The sequence below is a fragment of the Gulosibacter sediminis genome (assembly GCF_030011715.1).
Classification (GTDB): domain Bacteria; phylum Actinomycetota; class Actinomycetes; order Actinomycetales; family Microbacteriaceae; genus Gulosibacter; species Gulosibacter sediminis.
In genome coordinates this window covers 1-4,193 of the sequence record NZ_JASCYH010000074.1, presented here as the reverse complement: position 1 = coordinate 4,193, position 4,193 = coordinate 1, and the positions used below count along the sequence as shown (strand labels likewise).

Below are 4,193 nucleotides of genomic sequence, written 5' to 3'. Positions count from 1 at the left end.
CTGCACGGCGAACTCGGCATGCGCACCCCGATCGAGATCGAGGACGCGTACTACGCTGACCTCGAATCAGGCCTCCCGGCGACCGCCGGACAGGGAAACCGATAGGAACGAAACCCAGGCCGATTCACATGTCGCTGTCCACAGTCCTACCCTCCAGCACCACCAGCCCCGAGGATGACCCCATGACCAACACCCAGACACCCACCACGTACTCACCGATCAGCCGGGCATACGCCCTCATCCGCCGCGCCAGCGACCTCGATCTCCACGAACTCGATCACTTGACCGCCGAGCAGGGGCTCGGCCTGGCCATGATCAACGTCCAGGCCAGCCCGCTCCAGGACCCCCTCGACCGGAGCCCACGCCTCGACCTGCTCGGGCGTGTAGTACCGCGCGGCAGTCACCCGCACCGCCCGCCGGAAGATCTCACGCCTCGCAGCCGCGTCGGAGACCTGGTAGCGCCGCAGCTGCACCATCTCAGCCGCCGATCTCGGCCAGTTCGGCGGCCGCCTCCAGCAAAACCTCCGCCGCCTCGGGAACTCGCTCAGTCGGCATGCGCTGCTCGGCAGCGGAGATGGTCAAGGCCACCCGCGGAATGCTGAAGCCCCTGGGCACGCAACAGGCGGCGCCGGCCACGCCCGGGACGACGGCCACACCTCCGCACCAGCCACGCTCATCCATCTGGCCGAGCAGCAGGTGCAGGCGTTCGCGCACCATGTCGGGGTCGCGCTCGCCCCAGCGTGCAGGCATCCGGGCCACGACCTCCTCGACTTCTCGGTTGCGCCGTTCGGTGGGCAGCCCAGACAACAGAGCCAGACCCGCGTAGCTGGACGCCAACGGCTTCACCTCGCCGACCTCGACGGTGAACACGCGTACCGGCGAGTCCCCGTCACAGCGCATGCAGTAGCCCACCCCACCGAGGGTTCGTGCCGCAAGGTAGATGGTGTCGCCCACGACATCGGCCGCTCGTTGCAGCACCTGCCGGGTGCGTTCGCGGTCAGCCACGCAGCCGGGGATGGTGGTCTCCAGCCCCACCTCTCCCCAACGCTCACCGACGACGTAGGACTGGCCGCGACGCGCGACGGCACCCGACTCCGCCAGGTCTGCGAGCAGCCGGTGCACCGTGGGCTGGGGCAGCCCGGTGGCCTGGACCAGTTCGTTGAGACGCGCGCCCGCGTCCCCGCCGCGACGCAGCAGGTCCATGACCAGGGTCGCGCGGGGCAGGACACCTACTGGCGGCTGAGGCAAAGTCATACGCCAATCATGCCGGATACCAGTTAGTTCATTAGATGGACTTTTCCAAATGATGTCGAACCTGTTGACCCTGAGGCAAGCGCCCTATACCTTGTTATGAAACCAACAAGCGATCAAAGATCGATCACGTTGATCCGATTATTGGATTACAAGCGACGAGGAGGTCGCATGCCCTTCACCGATGCCACCCAAACCCACAGCGTCGAAGTCGACGGTGCCCGGGTCACCTGGTTCGACTCAGTCGCCGAGGGCGAGCTGGAACGCCCCCTCGTCCTCGTCCACGGCTCTGGTGGCACCACGGCCACCCATTTCGGACACCTGTTCCCGATGATGGCCACCCGCACCCGGGTCATCGCGGTCGACTGGTCCCCCCTCGCCGATCCCGACACCGAGCTCAGCCTCGACCACCTGGTCAGCCAGGTCCGCGGCGCCGTCGACGCGGCACTCGGCGTCGACACCCCCTTTGACCTGGTCGGCTACTCCCTCGGCGCCGTGGTGGCCGCGCAGCTGGCTGCCGAACTCGGCAAGCGCGTGCAGCACCTCGTCCTGGTGGCCGGCTGGATCACCACGGATGCCCAGCAGCGACTGCGCAACCAGGTCTGGCGCACGCTCTACGACAGCGACCACGATGCCCTGGCCCGCTACACCGCATTCTGCGGCTTCTCCGGCCCAGCATTGCGCGCCCTGACCCCCGCCATGCTGGAAGGTGCGCTCGCCACGCTCAAGCCCACGGCCTTCCTGGCGCAGCAGATGGACCTCAATGCTCGCATCGACATCTCCGAGTCGGTCGGAGCCATCACTGCCCGAACCCTCATCGTCAACTGCACCGACGACATGATGGTGCCCGCCCATCACCAGTACGAACTCCTGGGGGCCATCGACGACGCCCGACTGACCTACATCACCAGTGGCCACGCCTTCTTCCTCGAGCGCCCCGCCGAGCTGATGCACATCGTCGATCTGTTCCTGCGCGAGCCCGACCGCCACCCGGTCGGCGCCATCATCCCCGAGACCCACTCCTGAGGAGCTGAGCCATGACCACGACCTCCACTCTCACCGCTCCTGCCACCACCACATCGCGCGACGAACAAGCCGAGATCCTCATCATCGGCTCCGGCTTCGCAGGCCTGGGCATGGGCGCACAACTCAAGCGCCACGGCCGTCACGACTTCATCATCATCGAACGCGAGAACGAGGTGGGCGGCACCTGGCGGGACAACACCTACCCCGGTGCAGCCTGCGACGTCCCCAGCCACCTGTACAGCTTCTCCTTCGCCCCGAACCCGCAGTGGTCCGGCTTCTATGCCCCGGGCGCCGAGATCCAGGACTACATCCTCAAGTTCACCGAGGACGAGGGGCTGCGTCCACACCTGCGCCTGGGGGCCACCATGGAGGACGCCCAGTGGGACGAGGACGCCGAACGCTGGGTCGTCCGCACCCCGCGTGGCACCTACACCGGCCGCTGGCTGATCACCGGCACCGGTCACCTGGCCGACCCGAGCCTGCCCGACATTCCCGGCCTGGAAGCCTTCGAAGGGCCGATCATGCACTCCGCGCGCTGGGACCACGGCGTCGACCTCACCGGCAAGCGCGTCGCGGTCGTCGGCACCGGTGCCTCGGCCATCCAGGTGGTGCCGGCGATCGCCGAGGCGGTCGACGAGCTGGTGGTCTTCCAGCGCACACCGGCCTGGGTCATCCCGCGGCTGGTCAAGCCCTACTCTGCGGCCACCCGACGCATGTTCGAGCGCGCCCCACAGACCATGCAGCGCGAACGCGACGACATCTTCTGGTTCGCCGAGTCCAACTACGCGCAGCGCCGTGGCGTGCCAGCAGCACTCGACCAGGTCCGCAACCAGGCACTGGGACACCTGGCCAGTCAGGTCGCCGACGAGGAGCTGCGCGAGAAGCTGACGCCGCACTACATCCCCGGCTGCAAGCGGGTGCTGGTCTCCAATGCCTACTACCCCGCCCTCACGCGCGAGAACGTGACCCTCGAGGCCAGCGCACTCGTCCGCGTCGAGGGCAACCGGGTGGAAGGCGCGAGCGGGGAATCCTACGAGGTGGACGCGATCGTCCTGTGCACTGGCTTCGAGGCCGCCCAGCCGCCCTTCGCCGACCACATCCGTGATGGCGCCGGCCGCAGTCTGGCCGAGCACTGGTCGACCGGCATGGCCGCCTTCGACTCCACGGCAGTCGCGGGCTTTCCGAACCTGTTCGCGATCAATGGACCCAACACTTCGCTGGGACACAACTCGATCGTCTACAGCATCGAGTCCCAAATCACCTACATCCTCGAGGCGCTTGACCGCGTCGACCGCGAGGGCATCCGAACGTTGGTCCCGCAGCAGATGGCCCAGGAGGAGTACGTCGACAAGATCCAGGAGCGCGCCGCGACTACGGTCTGGCTCGTGGACGGCGGCTGTCAGTCCTGGTACGTCGACCCCCGATCGGGCAAGTTGACGCTGATCTGGCCGGACTACGCCTACGACTTCCGCGCCCGCAACGGCCACTTCACCGGCGAGGGCTTCCTGTCGCGGACGGTTGCCGGTGAGGCACCGATGCAGCACCAGATGCCCCCTCGGCAGACCGAACTGATCTGAGGCCCGGTGGCCCGCCCAGTGGGGGCGGGCCACCAGTTCTTCATACGCAGGGCTTGCTCCCAACTCATCTCACCCCTCCTGCAGAAGAACGTGCTGAACCGGCGCCGCTGGACCTCGTTCGAGCAGCTCCGGTTGGCGATCGTGACCTGGATCGAAGGGACCTACCACCGCCGTCGTCGCCAGGCTCGCCTCGGACGGCTCACACCCACATCTGAATCGGCCTGGGTTTCGTTCCGTTCTTGAAGCAAGGATGGAACACGATGAACCAGAAGTACTCTCCCGAGATGCGCGAGCGCGCCCTGCGGATGCTCGATGAGGCCAAGGCCTCCGGTGAGCACT

General features: G+C 67.1%; 4 protein-coding genes. 2 read left to right on the top strand and 2 right to left on the bottom strand.

What is annotated here, in order from left to right:
- Positions 1-212 precede the first annotated feature (212 nt).
- Positions 213-476, bottom strand: a complete 264-nt coding sequence (locus QM019_RS12520; RefSeq protein WP_282828717.1) for a GNAT family protein — start codon at positions 474-476, stop codon at positions 213-215.
- 1 nt (position 477) lies between these two features.
- Positions 478-1,254, bottom strand: coding sequence for a helix-turn-helix domain-containing protein (locus QM019_RS12515; RefSeq protein WP_282828715.1), 777 nt, complete (start codon positions 1,252-1,254; stop codon positions 478-480).
- Positions 1,255-1,422: 168 nt separating this feature from the next.
- Here QM019_RS12515 and QM019_RS12510 point away from each other — a divergent pair, with 168 nt between their 5' ends.
- Positions 1,423-2,277, top strand: a complete 855-nt coding sequence (locus tag QM019_RS12510; protein WP_282828713.1) for an alpha/beta fold hydrolase — start codon at positions 1,423-1,425, stop codon at positions 2,275-2,277.
- Positions 2,278-2,288: 11 nt separating this feature from the next.
- A complete protein-coding gene (locus QM019_RS12505) occupies positions 2,289-3,854 on the top strand; it encodes a flavin-containing monooxygenase (RefSeq protein WP_282853282.1) in 1,566 nt (521 codons plus the stop codon).
- The last annotated feature ends 339 nt before the right edge of the window (positions 3,855-4,193 follow it).

What these genes read in the sequence shown, in the direction of transcription:
- QM019_RS12520 (WP_282828717.1), bottom strand. Translation starts at nt 476, where the DNA reads ATGGTGCAGCTGCGGCGCTACCAGGTCTCCGACGCGGCTGCGAGGCGT.
- QM019_RS12515 (WP_282828715.1), bottom strand. Translation starts at nt 1,254, where the DNA reads ATGACTTTGCCTCAGCCGCCAGTAGGTGTCCTGCCCCGCGCGACCCTG.
- QM019_RS12510 (WP_282828713.1), top strand. Translation starts at nt 1,423, where the DNA reads ATGCCCTTCACCGATGCCACCCAAACCCACAGCGTCGAAGTCGACGGT.
- QM019_RS12505 (WP_282853282.1), top strand. Translation starts at nt 2,289, where the DNA reads ATGACCACGACCTCCACTCTCACCGCTCCTGCCACCACCACATCGCGC.